This is a genomic window from Microbacterium dextranolyticum (assembly GCF_016907295.1).
GTDB classification, from domain to species: Bacteria; Actinomycetota; Actinomycetes; order Actinomycetales; family Microbacteriaceae; genus Microbacterium; species Microbacterium dextranolyticum.
In genome coordinates, this window is record NZ_JAFBBR010000001.1 from 2,365,876 (window position 1) to 2,378,054 (window position 12,179).

Annotated in this window: 10 protein-coding genes; 5 read left to right on the plus strand and 5 right to left on the minus strand. The window is 70.2% G+C overall.

Annotated elements, in window-relative coordinates:
- Positions 1-49: 49 nt before the first annotated feature.
- The 5 genes from JOE64_RS10930 (at position 50) to JOE64_RS10950 (ending at position 6,347) form a co-directional block, all read left to right on the plus strand.
- On the plus strand, positions 50-1,378 hold the full coding sequence (locus JOE64_RS10930) for a hypothetical protein (protein ID WP_204964278.1): 1,329 nt from the start codon (positions 50-52) through the stop codon (positions 1,376-1,378).
- Positions 1,379-1,428: 50 nt separating this feature from the next.
- Complete coding sequence (locus JOE64_RS10935; protein WP_204964279.1) at positions 1,429-3,303, plus strand: KAP family P-loop NTPase fold protein; 1,875 nt, start codon at positions 1,429-1,431, stop codon at positions 3,301-3,303.
- 115 nt (positions 3,304-3,418) lie between these two features.
- Positions 3,419-4,345, plus strand: coding sequence for an efflux RND transporter periplasmic adaptor subunit (locus JOE64_RS10940; protein WP_204964280.1), 927 nt, complete (start codon positions 3,419-3,421; stop codon positions 4,343-4,345).
- The gene (locus JOE64_RS10945; protein ID WP_204964281.1) at positions 4,342-5,133 is read left to right on the plus strand and encodes an ABC transporter ATP-binding protein; all 792 of its coding nucleotides are present in this window, start codon (positions 4,342-4,344) and stop codon (positions 5,131-5,133) included. The genes JOE64_RS10940 and JOE64_RS10945 overlap by 4 nt, the downstream gene beginning before the upstream one ends.
- Entirely contained in the window at positions 5,130-6,347 is a 1,218-nt protein-coding gene (locus JOE64_RS10950) for an ABC transporter permease (protein WP_204964282.1), read from the plus strand. Before JOE64_RS10945 ends, JOE64_RS10950 begins: the two co-directional genes overlap by 4 nt.
- 57 nt (positions 6,348-6,404) lie before the next feature.
- Here JOE64_RS10950 and hpf read toward each other — a convergent pair whose 3' ends face one another.
- From hpf to mtrA, 5 genes are all read right to left on the minus strand, one after another.
- Positions 6,405-7,070: a ribosome hibernation-promoting factor, HPF/YfiA family gene (gene hpf / locus JOE64_RS10955; protein ID WP_204964283.1), complete on the minus strand. Its 666-nt coding sequence runs from the start codon at positions 7,068-7,070 to the stop codon at positions 6,405-6,407.
- A 90-nt stretch (positions 7,071-7,160) separates the two neighbouring features.
- Positions 7,161-7,952 (minus strand): ComF family protein, encoded by a 792-nt coding sequence (locus tag JOE64_RS10960; RefSeq protein ID WP_204964284.1) that lies wholly within the window; start codon positions 7,950-7,952, stop codon positions 7,161-7,163.
- Between the two features lie 103 nt (positions 7,953-8,055).
- Positions 8,056-9,744 carry an LpqB family beta-propeller domain-containing protein gene (locus JOE64_RS10965; protein WP_204964285.1) on the minus strand — a complete coding sequence of 563 codons (1,689 nt, stop codon included), beginning with the start codon at positions 9,742-9,744 and terminating at the stop codon, positions 8,056-8,058.
- Positions 9,741-11,402: an MtrAB system histidine kinase MtrB gene (mtrB, locus tag JOE64_RS10970; protein ID WP_204965056.1), complete on the minus strand. Its 1,662-nt coding sequence runs from the start codon at positions 11,400-11,402 to the stop codon at positions 9,741-9,743. Before mtrB ends, JOE64_RS10965 begins: the two co-directional genes overlap by 4 nt.
- A 45-nt stretch (positions 11,403-11,447) precedes the next feature.
- Complete coding sequence (mtrA, locus tag JOE64_RS10975; protein WP_204964286.1) at positions 11,448-12,128, minus strand: MtrAB system response regulator MtrA; 681 nt, start codon at positions 12,126-12,128, stop codon at positions 11,448-11,450.
- Between the last annotated feature and the right edge of the window lie 51 nt (positions 12,129-12,179).

The window sequence follows — 12,179 nt, forward strand, 5'->3', positions numbered from 1 at the left end:
CGCGGCTCCGGCACGGCCGCAATCCGCGCGCCGACCGTAGGATCGAGCCATGGCCGGATTCTGGGGCTCCCGCAAGCAGGAACGCACGCAGCGCGCGCACGAAGACGCGGAACTCGGGCGACGTGCCGATGCGGCGCTCGTCGCCGTGGACGAGCGCCTGCGAACAACCGGAGACGAGCTCATGTTCGCCGAGCTCGAGCTCGGCCGCGACGCCACCCGCGATCTGCGCGATGCGCTCGATGCCGTGCGCACGCACCTGGGAGAGGCGTTCCAGCTCAACCAGCTGAACCACGATGAGATCCCCGACACGCCCGAAGAACTGCGCACCCGGCACGCGCGTATCGTGCAGCTGTGCGACTGGGCCGAGGATCTCCTCGACGATCGCCTGCAGGCCCTCGCCGAGCCGGTCGCCCGCGCCCGGCGCGCGCCCGAGATCATCGACGGCATCCGCGCCCAGGTGGAGCGCGACGCAGCCCGCATCCCCCGGGTCGAGGCAGTGCTCGCGCGCCTTTCCGAGCGCTACTCCCCCGATGCGATGCGCAAGATCGCCGGCAACACGCGCGAAGCGTCCCAGCTGCTCGAATTCGCCTCGCATGGATCCGACGTGTCGACCTCGCGACGTGAGAGCGGTCAGCGCGAGCAGGCCAACCTCGCCCTCGAGACCGCGATCGAGGCGAGCCGCCGCGCGACGACGCTGCTCGACGCCGTCGACTCGTTCGAGATCGAGGCCCTGCGGGCCGAGTCGACGTTGGATGCCATCATCGACGACTCCCGGCAGGATCTCGCCGCCGCGCGTGAGTTCCGCAGCGTGCCCGCCGTGACGGAGGCCACGATCGCGCTCGAGCGGGAGCTCGACGCCCTCGCCCCCGCCGGCACCAAGCCCGATCCGTTCACCGAGCTCACGCGGCTGCGCGCCGCGAACGCCGCTCTCGACGCGGCTGTCGCGAAGGCTCGGGAGAGAGCCGCACGTCCTGTTCCGCCGGAGGCGCACGTGCGTCACGCGATCGACGACGCCGATCGGCAGCTGGGAGTCGCCCGCACGGTGATCTCCGGGCACCGAGGCTGGATCGGTGCGGATGCGCGGACGCGTCTCGCCGAAGCGGAGCGTCTGCGCATCGACCTCGGCACCCTCGCCGCGACGCCCATCGAGGAGGACGACCGCGAGCAGGCTCTCGCCGACGCCCGCCGGTGCGGACAGCTCGCCGCCGAGGCGCTGCATCTCGCGCAGCGCGACATCGATTCGTCACGTCCGGACGACGGCGGTTGGGGCGGGCCCGGTCAGGGCGGAGGCGGGCGCCGCAGCGGCGGCGGCGACCTCGCCAGCGGCATCCTCGGCGGCCTCGTCATCGGATCGATCCTCGACGGCATCTTCGACTGATCGCGCGTCGGCTCGGCGGCGCAGGACTGAGACCCGCTAGGGTCACCAGCGTGACTTCCGTGCCGCACACCGGTCAAGGCCTGTCCGACCGTCCCGCACCCGAGGACCATCTGGGTCTCGAGCCGTACATCCAGGGCCTGTCCGAGTTCATCCGCAACTGCACGACGCCCCTCACCCTCGCCATCCAGGGCGACTGGGGGTCGGGCAAAACGAACACGATGCTGCTCATCGAGCAGGCGCTGGAGCCGACGGCGCGACTCTCGGCCGTGCGCTCCGACGCGCAGCGGGCCGAGCTGGTGTCCCACCTGGCCGCGTCCGAGCACGCGCCGCTGTTCACGATCAGCTTCAACACGTGGCAGTACTCGCAGTTCAACCTCGACGGCCAGCTGGCGGTCATGATGCTCCAAGCGCTCGTCGCAGAGCTGGAGAAGACGGTGCCCGGCCCGGGAGCGCGGGAGCGGTGGGCGCGAGTACTGACCGAATCCGCGACGTACGCGAAGACACTGACCAACGCTCTTGCCAATGTCGCGTCCAACATGACGATGGGCGTCAGCGTCGGTCAGATTTTCTCCGCCGATCCGTCGGCCGGGGATGCCGGCGCGGGATCGGTCGTCGACCTGCTCGCTACCCTGCGCGACAGCCTCGCATCTCTCGTGAGCGCTGCTGTCACCCATCCCTCCGGCGCAGGCGACCCCGGGCGCATCGTGATCTTCATCGACGACCTCGACCGCCTCGAGCCGCGCCGTGCCGTCGAGCTGATGGAGACCCTGAAGATCTTCCTCGATCTCGAGCACTGCGTCTTCGTGCTCGCGATCGACTTCGATGTGGTCGCGCAGGGGGTCAGCGACAAGTACGGCTCCGACGGAATCGACGCGAGAAAGGCACGCTCGTTCTTCGACAAGATCATCCAGGTGCCGTTCCACATGCCTGTGGCGAACTATCGGATCGACGAACTCCTCGCCGCCAGCTGCGACAAGGCGGGGATCGAACTCACGCACACGCAGCGGGATCATTTCCGCGACCTCATCCGCAGCTCGGTCGGGAACAATCCGCGATCGATCAAGCGCCTGATGAACACGCTCATGCTGCTGCGCGGCATTCTCGGCACCCAGACGAGCGTCGATCGACTGTTCGCCGTGCTGTGCCTCCAGCTTGCCTTCCCACCGGTGTTCACGGATCTGAGTTCGGATGCCTTCGGCGAGGCGCTCGGAGCGGTGTTCTCGGATGTCGGGGGGATCGACGCGCTGGCTTCCGTACTGGCGGATCTCGGCATGGACGATGCCGCCGCAGCCGACCTGATGCAGCGCTGGGGCCTCGGGACGATCGCGGATCAGCGCAGCATGAAGCAGTTCTCGGCGAGCGTGCGCGACGTGTTCCTCACTGAGGACCGCGAATTCGACTCCGCATCATTCCTGCGCACCCTCTCACAGTCGGCGATCACCGGCACCCGCTCCGAGTCTTCCGACGACCGCGCCGGTTCCCGAGGATGGGGACACAAGTTCTATCTGCCGGAGGAGCGCAGCACCCAGTGGCAGGAGCGCTTCGCCGCCGAGTCCAGGCTCCGCGCGACCTACGATCTGGCCGAGGATCTCATCGAACGGCTTTCGGCGATCGAGCTGCCCGGCGGCAGAGCCGTCGCCGTCGGGATGCAGGCGGGCAACAACAGGCACTGGACCGTCGAATGCGAGGGACGTCGCATCGGCCTCCTCGAAGTGCATCAGAAATTCTTCCACGTGTACTTCGGTCCGCGGGCGTGGATGCACTGGCATGGCGAACCCGTCACCGACGACGACAACGGCCTGAATGAGTTCTGCCGGAAGTCGATCGCGAACCAGCGCACCGTCGACGAGGTCGCCGCGTCGTGGGAGGAACTCCTCACCCGTCGGCTGGATCTCGCGGCGACCTTCGGGGACGATCACCGCTGACCGAACGCACGCCGGCTCGTCGCCATCACCCCGGCGATCATCCTTCAGGATGATGCCGCCCCGGCGCGGCTCCCCTACGTTCGGACCAGACGTCCCTTCCCCGTAAGGAGAGCCCATGGTCGTGTGGCGCCGCTGGATCTTCCCCCTGCTGATGCTCGTCGTCTGCGCCGTCATCGCGGCGGCACTGGTGAAGCTCGCGTTCTTCCCGGACCGCACGGATGCCGCTGCCATCACTCCGGGTGGGGCGGTCACGAGCCCGGTGATCCCCGTCCAACGGGCGAACCTCACGTCGGAGCTGACAGTCAACGGCACCGTCGCGCGCGATGACGCCGTCACCGTCCGCGCGACCGTCGAGGGGACAGTCACCGACGTCGCGGTCGGTGCCGGGCAGAGCGTGCAGGCCGGCCAGACCCTCGTCACCGTCACGCAGGTCGAGACGAACCGCCGCATCGATATCACCGCGCCCGAGGCGGGCGACGTGTCCTCCTTCGAGCTCGTCCCGGGGCAGTCGGTGTCGCTCGGCGCCGAGGTGGCCAAGCTCACGCCCGCCCGATTCCATGTGACCGGCAAGGTCGACCCCGTCCTGCTGTATCGCCTCGTCGGCGCTCCCACCGATGCCCAGACGACCATCCAGGGCGGTCCTGCGCCCTTCACCTGCACCGGTCTGCGCGTTCAGGTCGCTGAAGACGGCACGACCAGCGTCGTCTGCGCGGTGCCCGCGGACCAGCAGGTGTTCGCGGGGCTCACCGCCCGCCTCGACGTGCGCGTCGGGTCGGCGGAGGGCGTGCTCGTGGTTCCCACGACGGCGGTCAAGGGCGGAGCGGGCACCGGCACCGTGTGGCTCGACACCGACGGCGCCGCCGAGGAGCGCGCAGTGAAGCTCGGACTCAGCGACGGCACCTCCGTCGAGGTCGTCGAGGGCCTCTCCGAAGGAGACACGGTGCGCCAGTTCGTGCCCGGGGTGTCCACAGGGACCGAACCGATCTGCCACGACGACGGCGCGGGCGGAACCTTCTGCGAGGCCCCGGGGATGAGCTGGTGAGTCTCGTCGAGCTGCGGGGCGTGACACGGCACGTCCTGCTTCCCGACGACTCGCGCCTGGACATCCTGCGCGGCATCGATCTGACCGTCGACGCGGGCGACCACGTCGCCATCGTGGGACGCAGCGGCTCGGGCAAGAGCACGCTGCTGAACATCCTCGGGATGCTCGATCTGCCGTCCTCCGGATCGGTCGCCTTCCGTGGCGAGCCGGTCGCAAGGGAGAACGGACGGCGGATGCGGCGCGGCGCGCTGGACCGTCTGCGCGGGCGCGAGGTCGGGTTCGTCTTCCAGCAGTTCAACCTGCTACCCGGCCGCAGCGCGACCGACAACGTGGCGATGCCCCTCGGGTACGCCACCGGGCGCCCGTTCTGGCATCGCCGACGCCTGGCCGAAGAGATGCTCGAGCGGGTCGGGCTCGGGCATCGCCTCACGTCGCCGCCCGAGCAGCTGTCCGGCGGCGAGCAGCAGCGCGTCGCTATCGCCCGCGCGCTCGTGCGGCGCCCCGCGCTGATCCTCGCAGACGAGCCGACGGGCGCGCTCGACCTCGACACGGGCGAGGCCGTGATGAGCCTTCTGGACGAAGTCGCCTCCGAAACCGAGGCGGCGCTGGTCACGATCACGCACGACCTGCATGTGGCGGCGCGGGCGCGCCGGCACTACCGGCTCGATGGGGGCATCCTGTCCCCCGTCGACCTGGAGGAGGCGACGCGGACGACGGCTGTCGGCGCAGCGGGGGCCGCCGAGTCGGCGGATGCGACGATGGCCGCGAGCGCGAGGGGCGCGTCGTGAGCGGTCTCGTCGGAGCACTCAGCGAGGCCTGGGCCGAACTGCGACACCATAAGCTGCGCGTTCTGCTGAGCCTCATCGGCATCGCCGTCTCGGTCGCCGCGATCGCCTCGGTGCTCGCCCTCGGCGACTACATACGGCAGAGCCAGACCGAGCAGTCCGATCGGTTCGGCGGCCGGGCGGCGACGATCTCGGTCGGAGCGGGGCGCACCGATGGCGCGGCGATGGACTGGGCGGTGATGGATGCCGCGGTGCAGAGCGCGACGGAACGCTTCGGACTGACGCATGTCACGCGGCGCGTCGATCAGCTCTCGGCGCCGGCGATGATCCAGACCCCGGACTACGTGCGCCCCGTCACGGTGCGCCTGGCCGACCCCGACTACGCGGTCATCCACCGCACCGCTCTGCTCGCCGGCCGATGGTTCACCGCGGACGACACCGCCGCGCTGGCGCCGCCCGTGGTGATCACCGAGGCCCTGTGGAACGGGATCGGCGCGCCGCCCCTCGCCGGCCACCCCACGATCGAGTTCACCGATGCCCTGGCCGGCACGTATCGCATCGTCGGTGTGACGCCGGCCGAGTGGCAGGGCGACACCCAGAAGACCGTCACGCTGCTGCCGCAGACATACCTGGCGCACGCCGAGGCGTTGCCCGCCGACCAGTCGATGACGTGGGAGATGTGGATGGGGCCGGATCGCGTCGATGCGATCGCACCGGAGCTCGCGGCCCAGCTGCGTGCCGCGATGGGGCCCGACGTCCATGTGTCGGTCTCTCGCTCGGACTGGGCGACGCGCCCGGATGTGCGGCAGAGCGCACAGCTGTTCGAGCTGGTCACGGGGCTCATCGCCGGCCTCGTGCTGCTGCTGGGCGGACTCGGGCTCGTGAACATCCAGCTCGTGGCGATGCGCCAGCGCATCCGCGAGATCGGGGTGCGCCGCAGCTTCGGGGCCACCAGCGCCCGGATCTTCACCACCGTGCTGTTCGAGAACGTCGTGGCCACGGCCGTCGCGGGGATCGCAGGCATCGTCCTCGCGATCATCGTCCTGCGGGTGCTGTTCGGCATGAACGTGCTGCCCCCGCTGCAGGACACTCCACCGTTCCCGTTGCGGGCCGCGCTCGTCGCCCTCGCCGCCGCCGTCGGCATCGGCGCCGTCGCCGGGTTCCTCCCCGCCCTGGCCGCCGTGCGCGCCAAGGTCATCGACGCGCTGCGCATCTGAGCACGCCGGGCAGACGAGAGGGGTCGGATGCCCGGCATCCGACCCCTCTCGTCGCCGTCAGGAGGCGAGTTCCTCCTCGACCGGCGGAGTGTTCGCGGTCAGTGAGATGACACCGTAGTCCCACCCCTTGCGGCGGTAGACCACGCTCGGGTGATCGGTGCGCGCGTCGATGAACAGGAAGAAGTCGTGCCCGACGAGCTCCATCCGATCGACGGCCTCTTCGAGGGTCATCCATTCCGCGTCGAAGTGCTTGGTGCGGATGACGACGGGACTGTAGTCCTCGTCGGCCTCGCCGTCGCCGATGACGGGGATCTCGCCGGTGGCGACGGCACGCAGCACGTCGACGGAGGCGGGCTGCACATCGATGCCCGCGAGCGCGCCGCTGCCCTTGTCGAGCTTGGGTCCGCGCGGGTGGTTGCGGGCGTCGACACGCTTGTCCTTCGCGCGGCGGAGCTGTTCGGCGAGCTTGTCGACCGCGAGGTCGAGAGCCGTGAACTTGTCGGCATCCGTGGCCTCGGCCCGGACCACCGGGCCTTTGCCCGTGATGGTGAGTTCCACGGTCTCCTCTTCGCGACTGCCGTTGTGGTAGGCGCGGTGGGTGACCTTGACGTCGAGACGCTGCGCGCGGGGGGCGAGGTTCTCGATCCGGACGGACTTGTCTTCGGCGACGGTGCGGAATCGATCCGAGACGCTCACACCCACGCCGACGATGCTGGTTTCCATCCTTGACCTCCTTGTTCGGGGTTCTCCCGGTCAAGAAAGAACCCTGGGTTCGTCTTGTGGCCTCCACCGTATCGAGATGGACGGCGGGTGTCACGTAGGAATCGCGGGCGCATCCGTTGTGCGTCTGCTGTGTGTCCATATCCGCGGCGTCGAGGCGACCGTGGCGGCGGCGATGACCTCGGCGCCGGCCTCGCGCAGCGTGCGCGCGGCCTCCGCCAGAGTGGCTCCGGTCGTGACCACGTCGTCGACGAGGAGCACAGTGCGCCCCTCCAGCCGCGACCGCAGGCGCGCCGACACGTGGAAGGCACCGACCATGTTGCGCGCGCGATCGGCGACACCCAGCGCGCGCTGATCGGCCGTGCGCCCGGTGGCTCTCAGCAGCCGCTGCGGATGCAGATCGGCACGCGAAGCCAACAGCTCGACCACCCGGTAGCCGCGTCGGCGCATCGCCGCAGCCGTGGTCGGGACGGCGACGACCAGTACCGGGCCACCGGACGCACCCGACGCGCCGGATGCACCGGGCACATGGGCGAGGGCCGCCTCGGCCGCCGCCGCGAGAGCCGGGCCGAGGGCGCGCGCGAGCCCGGTACGCCCCTCTTCCTTGCAGGCACGGACGATGCGCGCCGGCGCCCCGTCGAACACGACGCCGGCATAGACGGGGAGCCCCGCGACCTCACGCCGCACGACACGGGGCGCGAGCGCCTCGCGACACGACGAGCAGACGACCACATCGGGGGCGTCGCAGCCCGCGCACCACGTCGGGAACACGAGCGAGAGCGCTCCGGCGACGGCGGCGCCGATCAGAGGGCGGACGTCGCGGCGGGATCGTGGAGCGGCCGACCCGGAGGCGGGTCGGGGGCCGGATGCGAGAGCGCGAGGCATCCGCTCACTCTGGCAGCGGCGCCCGCGGTGCAGGGCGCGGACGAGCGGATCGGTGGACGATCTGCCCGGCGCAGGCCGTGGGGAGGGGCCGCGTCGCGGTGTGTCAGCGCGGCGACCCCTGCTGCACGGCGAGGACGCGGATCCCCGAGGCGAGACTCTGCCAATTGGCGCCCCGCTGTCCGAAGAGCTCTCCCGACCCGTCGCGCAGCTCCACGTCGCCGGCCTGAGTGCTGCCGGCCACGGCGGTGATCCCGGGCGGCGTGCGCTGCGGCGTGCCGAACCCGCCGACCGACTGCGTCAGGAGAGAAAAGTCGCCCGTCGCCTCCGAGATGACGGCGATCGTCGAGGCGTCGAGCCAGGTCAGCGCGCGACCGGTTCCAGACAGCACCGCGAGGACTTTGTGCTCACCCAACCCCGTCGGGGTGTTCGATCGATCGCGGAGGATGCCGGCGACCCACAGCGCGTAGCTGCTGCCGTCGCGGACGACGGCGGCCAGGCGCGTGCCGTCGCGCGACACCTGCTGCGCCACGATCTGCGAGGCGCCGGGCCAGGCCCCGGTGATGGCGACCTGACCCGTGTCCGGTCCGTGCGCGATGACCGCGGCGGGCGAGCTCTCGGGAACCGTCCAGATGTAGCCGAGCGGGTCGATGGTCGGCGCGATGAGGCCGGCGCGGGTGTCGACGGTCGTGACGGTGCCGCTGTCGTCGACGCGTCGCACGGTTCCCGTGCCGTCGCGCAGCGTCGCCGTCGTGCGGTCGGCGTCGACCTCGATGTCGGTGGCGCCGAGGGGCGGAATCGCGTCCGAGAGGCCGGGGATGCGTTCGATCGACGCGCCCGAGAAGAACCCGAACGCATCGGCGGTCTGCACGAGCGGGCGCGAGTAGATCCGGGTCTGCCGCACGGGCACGGATTGCGCCGGCAGGGTCTGGCTGCCGACGATCATGTCGACCTCGTCGATGCCGACGGGTTTCAGGCTCTCTTCGAGCTGGGTCTGCATACGATCGCGCACGTCGGGCTCGAGGGCGCGCGCACCGTCTTCCAGCGTCACGGAGGCGACTTTGTCGGACCCGACGGGCACGGCCGCCTGCGCAAGGCGCGCCCCGTCGACGAAGGCCGTCTTGACCGACTGCGCGAGCCAGGCACTCGGGCCACCGTTCACGAGCGTCTCGGCGATGTTGGTCGCCGCGTACAGGCGCGGGAACCACCGCTCGTCGGGAACGAGGTAGGTCCACGTGGGGTCGAAGAACTGCAGCGCGTAGTTGTTGTAGACGACGTCGAAACGGTTGCGATCGAGGACGATCCCATCCGGAGCCTGAGTGATGCGCCACTGCCCGTCGGCCTGTTGGGCCAGCACGAACGGCAGTGAGACGTCGCCACCTTCGTCCCAGGTCGACAGCTCCCCCGACGCATCGACCGTCGCCGTGGGGGTCACGGTCACCGAGAACGAGTTCGTCGCGATCTGCTGCAGAGTGCGATCGCCCGTCCGATAGACCGTCACCCCGGCGCGCGGGTTCCACTGTCCGCGGAAGCTCGGCGCGAGGAATTCTTTCGCGGTGCCCCAGTTGTCCTTCGGCCCGGATCCGGCGGCGATGAAGCCCTCGACGATCTGCTGCGGAGTGGCATCCTTGCTCGGTCCGTCCGGCAGGAAGATGACGTTCCCTCCCGTGTCGTCGTCGGGCACGGGCTGACCGGCGTTGACGGGGCCCGAGGTGGGAAGCCCGCCGCACGCGGCGAGCAGCACAGCAAGAAGCGCGGCCGCCCCCAGCGCCCCCAGACGACGCAGTCCCCTCATGACCCCGCTCCCTTCGTGCGCTCGCGGCCGCCCGAGGGCGGAACGGCGATCGGCTGGGTCAGCCCGATGTCGTCGAGCGCCGCACCGTCCTCGCCCGGGTCGACCGGGATCGGCGAGGCGCCGCCCAGCGGCTGCCCGTGCCGGGGCAGCGTCAGTACGAAGTTGGTGCCGCGGCCCAGCTCCGACCAGACCGCGAGCGTCCCGCCGTGCAGGCGCGCGTCACCGAGGGCGATCGACAGGCCGAGCCCGGTACCGCCGATCGTGCGCTTACGCGAGGGGTCCGCCCGCCAGAAGCGGTCGAAGACGCGTTCCGAGTCTGCGGCGCTCATACCCAGCCCGAAGTCGCGCACACCGATGGCGACGGCGTTCTGGTCGCTGTCGACGGTGACGACGATCGGGCGCCCCTCGCCGTGCTCGATGGCGTTGCCGAGGAGGTTGCGCACCACCCGGCGCACCCGGCGGGGATCCATGTCGACGGGCGAGTATCCCCCCGGCGCGACCAGCCGCACGTCGTTGCCGTGCTGCTCGGACAGCTGCTGCATCGAGGCGATGACATCCTCGGCGAGGTGGGCGAGACTCGTCGCCTCGTTCTCCAACTGGACGGATCCCGCATCGTACCGGCTGATCTCGAGCAGGTCGGTGAGCAACACCTCGAAGCGCTGCACCTGGGCGTGCAGCAGTTCGGCGGCCCGGGCCGTCGTGCCGTCGAAGTTCTCGCGCTGATCGTTGAGCATGTCGCTGGCGAGCCGGATGGTGGTGAGCGGCGTGCGCAGCTCGTGCGAGACGTCCGACACGAACCGCTGCTGCACGAGCGACAGTTCGGCGAGCTCTTTGATTTGGGATTCGATGCTGTCGGCCATGGCGTTGAACGAGCGGCCGAGCGTCGCGAACTCGTCGTCGCCGCGCACCGGCAGTCGCACGCCGAGGTCTCCGGATGCCAGCAGGGCGCTCGTCTCGGCGGCCTGCGCGATCGGCACGGTGATGGTGCGCACCACCACCCACGAGATCGCCCCGATGAGAAGGACGAGCCCGGCCCCGACCAACCACAGGGTGACCTGAACGAAACGAAGCGTCTGCGCCTCGGAGGCGAGGTCGAAGGCGAAGTAGAACTCGTACGCACCCACGTCGGGGAAGATGAGCTGCTGGCCGACGACGATGCCGGGCACCGTGCCGTCGCCGGAGGGCAGCGCGATGGACTGCCACCAGCGCTGATCGGCATCGCGCTGCACGGCGGTGCGGAGCCCCTCGGTGATCATGTCGACGTCGAGCCCGCCGTCGAAGTCCTGCGGCGCGATCACGGAGGGCTCGTTCGACACCCGGAAGCCGGCGATCATGTCGGTGCCGGCCTGTCGCGTCATCGATCCGATCGCGGTGTCCATGAGCGCCTGGAGGGCGGCAGCATCACCGTCGACCTGCGCCGCGTAGAGGGTGCGCTGGGTCGAGGCCGTCGCCCGTCCCACCGCCTCTTGCACCTGCTGCACGCGCGACTCGAACAGGTCGTTCTGGATGGCCAGGGCCATCGTCACGAACCCGCCCAGGATGGCGAACGCGGTCAGCCCCAGCGTGACCGCGAGGGTGCGGAACCGCAGCGATCCGCGCCAGGTGTGCGCGATACGACGCGGCCACGACCGCCAATCGCGCCACACGCCGCGCCACATGCGCAGCCGCGACGCGGTGCCCGTCTGCGACACCACGGCGCCCGGTCAGACGACCGCGCCGGCGCGGTAGCCGACGCCGCGCACCGTCGTGACGATCTTGGGGTTGTCGGGATCGATCTCGACCTTCGCGCGCAGTCTCTGCACGTGCACGTTCACGAGACGGGTGTCCGCTTTGTAGTGGTAGCCCCACACCTGCTCGAGCAGCATCTCGCGCGAGAACACCTGCTGGGGCTTGGATGCCAGAGCCACGAGCAGCTCGAACTCGAGCGGTGTCAGCGCGATGGCATCCGCCCCGCGTCGCACCTCGTGTGCGGCGACGTCGACGACGACGTCGCCCACACGCAGCGATTCGCTCTCCGTCGAGGCTCCGGGGCGCAGGCGCGTACGGATGCGTGCGACGAGCTCTTTCGGGTTGAACGGCTTGACGATGTAGTCGTCCGCCCCCGATTCGAGCCCGCGGACGACATCGGCGGTGTCGGTGCGGGCGGTGAGCATGATGATCGGCACGCCCGACTCCGCACGAATGCGGGTGCAGATCTCGATGCCGTCCATCCCGGGAAGCATGAGATCGAGCAGGACAAGATCGGGGTGCTCCGTACGCCACGCGTCGACGGCGGCGGCACCGTCGGCGCAGAAGACGGGCTCGAAGCCCTCCGTGCGCAACACGATACCGATCATCTCCGCGAGCGCGGTGTCGTCGTCGACAACCAGGATGCGAGAAGTCATGGCGGCGGATTCGTCCTTCGATGGCGGCTGAGTGCCGGTGGCATCCTCGCC

Coding starts and splice junctions, on each gene's coding strand:
- JOE64_RS10930 (WP_204964278.1), top strand. CDS start 50: ATGGCCGGATTCTGGGGCTCCCGCAAGCAGGAACGCACGCAGCGCGCG.
- JOE64_RS10940 (WP_204964280.1), top strand. CDS start 3,419: ATGGTCGTGTGGCGCCGCTGGATCTTCCCCCTGCTGATGCTCGTCGTC.
- hpf (WP_204964283.1), bottom strand. CDS start 7,070: ATGGAAACCAGCATCGTCGGCGTGGGTGTGAGCGTCTCGGATCGATTC.
- JOE64_RS10960 (WP_204964284.1), bottom strand. CDS start 7,952: ATGCCTCGCGCTCTCGCATCCGGCCCCCGACCCGCCTCCGGGTCGGCC.
- JOE64_RS10965 (WP_204964285.1), bottom strand. CDS start 9,744: ATGAGGGGACTGCGTCGTCTGGGGGCGCTGGGGGCGGCCGCGCTTCTT.
- mtrB (WP_204965056.1), bottom strand. CDS start 11,402: ATGTGGCGCGGCGTGTGGCGCGATTGGCGGTCGTGGCCGCGTCGTATC.
- mtrA (WP_204964286.1), bottom strand. CDS start 12,128: ATGACTTCTCGCATCCTGGTTGTCGACGACGACACCGCGCTCGCGGAG.